At 48.7% G+C, this 4,274-nt stretch carries 6 protein-coding genes; all 6 read right to left on the minus strand.

Features of this window, described 5'->3' with window-relative positions; translation table 11 throughout:
• Positions 1-107 precede the first annotated feature (107 nt).
• From NW853_RS09860 to NW853_RS09885, 6 genes are read right to left on the minus strand one after another with little or no spacing between them, the layout of a single operon-like run.
• Entirely contained in the window at positions 108-362 is a 255-nt protein-coding gene (locus NW853_RS09860) for an HNH endonuclease (protein WP_414348921.1), read from the minus strand.
• A 3-nt stretch (positions 363-365) separates the two neighbouring features.
• Complete coding sequence (locus NW853_RS09865) at positions 366-566, minus strand: KGK domain-containing protein (protein ID WP_414348926.1); 201 nt, start codon at positions 564-566, stop codon at positions 366-368.
• Complete coding sequence (locus NW853_RS09870) at positions 521-682, minus strand: hypothetical protein (RefSeq protein WP_414348922.1); 162 nt, start codon at positions 680-682, stop codon at positions 521-523. The genes NW853_RS09865 and NW853_RS09870 overlap by 46 nt, the downstream gene beginning before the upstream one ends.
• A 45-nt stretch (positions 683-727) precedes the next feature.
• Positions 728-1,090 carry a KGK domain-containing protein gene (locus tag NW853_RS09875; RefSeq protein WP_414348923.1) on the minus strand — a complete coding sequence of 121 codons (363 nt, stop codon included), beginning with the start codon at positions 1,088-1,090 and terminating at the stop codon, positions 728-730.
• A 35-nt stretch (positions 1,091-1,125) separates the two neighbouring features.
• Positions 1,126-1,560 carry a KGK domain-containing protein gene (locus NW853_RS09880; RefSeq protein WP_414348924.1) on the minus strand — a complete coding sequence of 145 codons (435 nt, stop codon included), beginning with the start codon at positions 1,558-1,560 and terminating at the stop codon, positions 1,126-1,128.
• A 39-nt stretch (positions 1,561-1,599) separates the two neighbouring features.
• The gene (locus tag NW853_RS09885; RefSeq protein WP_414348925.1) at positions 1,600-4,125 is read right to left on the minus strand and encodes a dynamin family protein; all 2,526 of its coding nucleotides are present in this window, start codon (positions 4,123-4,125) and stop codon (positions 1,600-1,602) included.
• Positions 4,126-4,274: the final 149 nt, after the last annotated feature.

A 4,274-nucleotide genomic window follows, 5' to 3' on the forward strand; every position in this document is an offset into this window, starting at 1 on the left:
CACCTACCCAAGCACTTCGCGCTGCTGCCCTCACCCCCAACCCCTCTGAGGGAGAGGGGGGTTAGGGATAGGCTTTCCGTCTGTTGTTTGAGGTAGGTCTCAGCTCCCTAGAGATCGAAACGGCGGCGAAAGCGGGGATCCCACCTGTCCTTTTTGCGCTGATTACAGACTTTGCACAGGGTTTGCAAGTTGCTGATGTCGTTGCTGCCGCCCTGGGCAAGGGGGACGATGTGATCAACCTGAAGCTGCACCTCTGGGGGCGATTTGCCACAACTGCGGCAGCGGAAGCCATCCCTTTGGAAGACATACTCCCGCACAGATGCTGGGATCGGGATCCTCTCACCAGGTTTTTTCTCTTTCATTCACTACTCACCTGTAGCGCGAAAAATATCTAGATTCTCTTCAGAATTTCGGGATGGACTATCGGGAGTAAACTCGAGACAAACTTTAAGGGATACCTTTCCCTCAGACCAATCCTTTCTAGGCTGTAAGATTCGGGATTTTACTCCCTCTACAATTTCTACGTAATCTTTTTTGCAGCGAAGGTGGCCATTTGTTCGTGCGATATCTGCAAGAAGGTAATCAAAATTGCACTGTGCAAAACGCTAGGAAAATAAATTTGGTCGCCAATCGCAACGGCAGTTTCTTTGTCATCTGCTTTGAGAAGTACCGAATCGGCCATGGTCTTGCTTCCTAGTGCTTACAGGCCTGGCTAACCAGCGTCTTTTCAAAAGGCATCCAGAGGAGATTCACTGCTTGCTAATTCTGGATCTTCTGGCTCAAACTCAACTACTGCTACTAGCCTTACCCTAACTCTGCCGGCAATCCATGGCAAGCCAGGACGTAAAAGTTTAGCAGGGATCCCTCTCGCATCAGTTATTTTGCCAAAATTAACCGAGCCATAGTTAAATGAAATGTTTCTGGCTCTAAGTTTGTCAGATAAACGAGATCCAAAGTTATCATAAGCACTTTCTAAGCAAGCCCCAATAAACTCTTTTGAGTAGATCAGGCGTCCTCCTATATCAATGACGGTGCTTGGAGAAGCATCTATCTCGACAAAGCGATCCTGAGGTTGATCGTTGCTTGACACTGACCCAGCCTCCTAATGCATCCCGCTAACTTAAGCTACTCCTTGTCTGTGCGAAGGTCATCTAGAGGGGATCCATCGCTACTTTCTGAGCTCGTACGCTCTGGCTCAAACTCTACAGTGATCCGCAATCTGACCCTACCTTTCTCCCACTCCTTCTTACCCGGTACCAAGAGCTGACAGGTAAGGCCCTGATCAAACCACTTGGTTTCTTGCAGTAACTTTTCTAACTTTTCTTCAGATCCGGGAGGAATAGGAATAGGAGGAAGAAAGCTACTGGCAATACTAATCAGGTTTTCCGCTGGGAGGATCCCCGAGGATCTCAAGGCTGCAATAAACAAGCGATTGAGCTCTTCCTTTTTGGCCAAATCCTCTTGGGCAGCTTTGACCAGGCTAGCAACCTTGAAAGTTTTCTCCCCTATGGAGAGAACCCCTTCTAAGCATTGCTGCAAGGGCAGGGACTTAGGTAACAAAACTTCACCTCCTCAAATAGTAGGGAGAAACAAACTGCTTTATCTCAGATCGTCAAGTATGCTGTCCAGCTCGGGGAAAATCTTACCTAAGTCAGAGATCTCATCACTCGGCCCACTTTCGCTCGCTGGCTGCTCGGAAGAACCTGCTGAGCTGTCAGCTAATTCACCGGTCGAAGAAGGTTTCAGTAAAGAAATCGAGGGCAAAAGTTCACGACCTAGGCCCATAGCCTGTAAGCATAGGTTAATCCCAGAAACGGCTTGGTTGTAGCTATCGATCTTTGCTTCTAGATCCCTTAGACGCTGTTGGTTTAAGGTAATTCTTTCTTCTGCTTCCTTTCTAAGTGTCGCTTCCATAAATTGCTTTGCTTCGGGATACTTTTGCAGAATTTCATCAGCCACTTCCTTAGCAACGGGCAAGAGCTGAGTCTTGAGGGTATTGTTGGTTTCTTGCCGGAAGTTAGAGCGTATTGTCTGGCTGACTTTGGGCTCAAAGTCAAGCTTCAGCAATTGCCGGATCCCCGGCTCCGCATCTCGAATAGCGGAAATATCGTAGGACTGAGATGTTTGCTTTAAAACTTCCCGGAACTGGTAAATGGAGAAAGTGCCCTCGTCATAGAAGCGAGGACTTTCTCTTAGATACCGATCGCACTCTTTTCGAGCGCCGCTGACTAATGCAGTGCAAACTTTTTCCTTAACCTCTAGTAGTTTTTTCTCTAGATCACCGTCGGATCCCAGTAGGCGAAACAACTGCTTGTAGTAGTCTGCACTGCATACCCGATCGATAATCCGCCGGAAGGAGTTCTCCACAACTGTGGTGGCAGACTCGACCAGTATATCCTCTAGGTGATTCGATAGGTAGTAAAGGGCCTCAACCAGCACAGCCAAAAAGGGAGCTGTGGAGTTACGGTGGTGGATGCGAACAGCTTGGCTATAGGCACTATCTATTGAGAATGTGTCCAGAAGCTCATCCAGCCTACGCACCATCTTGGCCTGCAGCCTTCGGAAGTCATACTCAAACTCTTTATCCGTTCCGTCGATAATTTCACTAACCATAGTTTGAATGTGTTCATCAAACTCTTGACCAATCCTATTCAACTGCTGATTAATAAGCATTAACTCATGGGCAATCATGCTATCGACTTCTCTGGGTTGGCTGTCTAGGTCTCTATAAAGATCTAGGTAGGACTTTCTGAGCTCAATACACAGAGGCTGCAGGTCATCGGCAAGAGCTATAAACAACTGCGGGCGCTTTTCTTCCTTCAAATAGCGAGTAATCCCACTGAGAAATTCTTCTATGCCGCTATCTTTGATCATGTACTCAATCAAGGGCTTGCCCCACTCGCTTAGAATTCGAACGTAGTTATCGATAGGAGTCTCATAGCCGTGCACCGAAGGGCGGAAGGGGGATCCCACAAGCCTGCCTGAGGAGCTACAGTACTTGACAAATTCGCTAATAAATTGAGGTGTCTGCTCTCTGCCACCTAGCTCTTTTATACTTTCTGCAAAAATGGTATCCAGACCAAACCTTGTTTCTCGAGTCGTTTCCCTGATCTGCGAGCCGTAGAAGCCAAGCAGGGCACTAGTTTTAAATAGGCGGGCTTGACGAAACTGCTGGTCAATGATGGTCTCTAATCTCTGCCTTAGCTGGGAGTTGTACCAAGTTTCATCAATGCGGTTGAACACATAAAAAACTCGATCGCGAATACTTTCGCTACTTTGGATGTGCTCAATGAGTTCTGTTTCTTCTTTAGTCAGCTCACCTGTTGTAGCACACTTGAGGACACAGACAACTGCGGAAGTGTTTGGATCGGCAATTTTTTGATAGGTGCGCTCGGCATCCGCTTTAACCGGAGCATCAATTCCAGGGGTATCGACAATAACGTTTCCGTCTTCTAATAGAGGATGATGGCAGTAGTACTCAATCTTCCGCAGAACTGCACTATTGGCACCGCGCCGCGCAAAACTGGCCGCTTCTCTTAGGTTGCCAAGGTTAAGCTGTTCCATCGAAAATACTCTGTTTTCGGTTGGGTGAATTCTGGCGCGGTTTTGCTGGAAACCTTCAATTAATAAGCGCAGCGCATCTGCCTGCTTTGCTCGTTCCGACTTACTTTTGCCGCCCTCCTGCTGAACAATGGCCTCAGCCTGCTCTTTTAGGCGATTGAGGGTGACTTCCTCTAGGTTGTTGCCGCTGGGTAGGGTCAAGCCTAGGCGAGTGCAGAAGGCAGCCATCTGTTCCTGCACCTGCCGCTCGCTGAGGAAGGTGAGTACTACCCTCTCGGCGTCAGGCTCTGCATAGGAGATGTAGCACTCTGTCCCTGTGGCGTGTCCTTCAGCGCTATAGAGAAGCTCCCTTTCTAACAAGGCGTTGATCAGCATCGACTTGCCAGCGCTAAAAGCACCGGCAAAGACAATCTCAAAAGTTGGAGAAATAGCCTTGCTCAGTGAAGCCTGAACTCGGGTTGTATCTTGCTTTGCTGAGAGCGTGGGATCCTGCTGCCAAAGGTTTAGAATCGTTTCAACATGCTCCCGTAAGTTCTCACACTGAGGCAAGAGTTGCACAACCATCTCAGGGACCTCCGCTAGGGCTGCGGAGATTATAACGCCCTCAGCCTCGGGCGTGAGATCCCTATACTACTTTTCTTCCGACGGGGCCCTAGCTTGCTAGGGCAAAGAGGTCACTCCACTCCCGCCTGGGAACGCCGGGCTTAGCGATG

The organism is Synechococcus sp. H55.11, from assembly GCF_047462475.1.
Classification (GTDB): Bacteria; Cyanobacteriota; Cyanobacteriia; order Thermostichales; family Thermostichaceae; genus Thermostichus.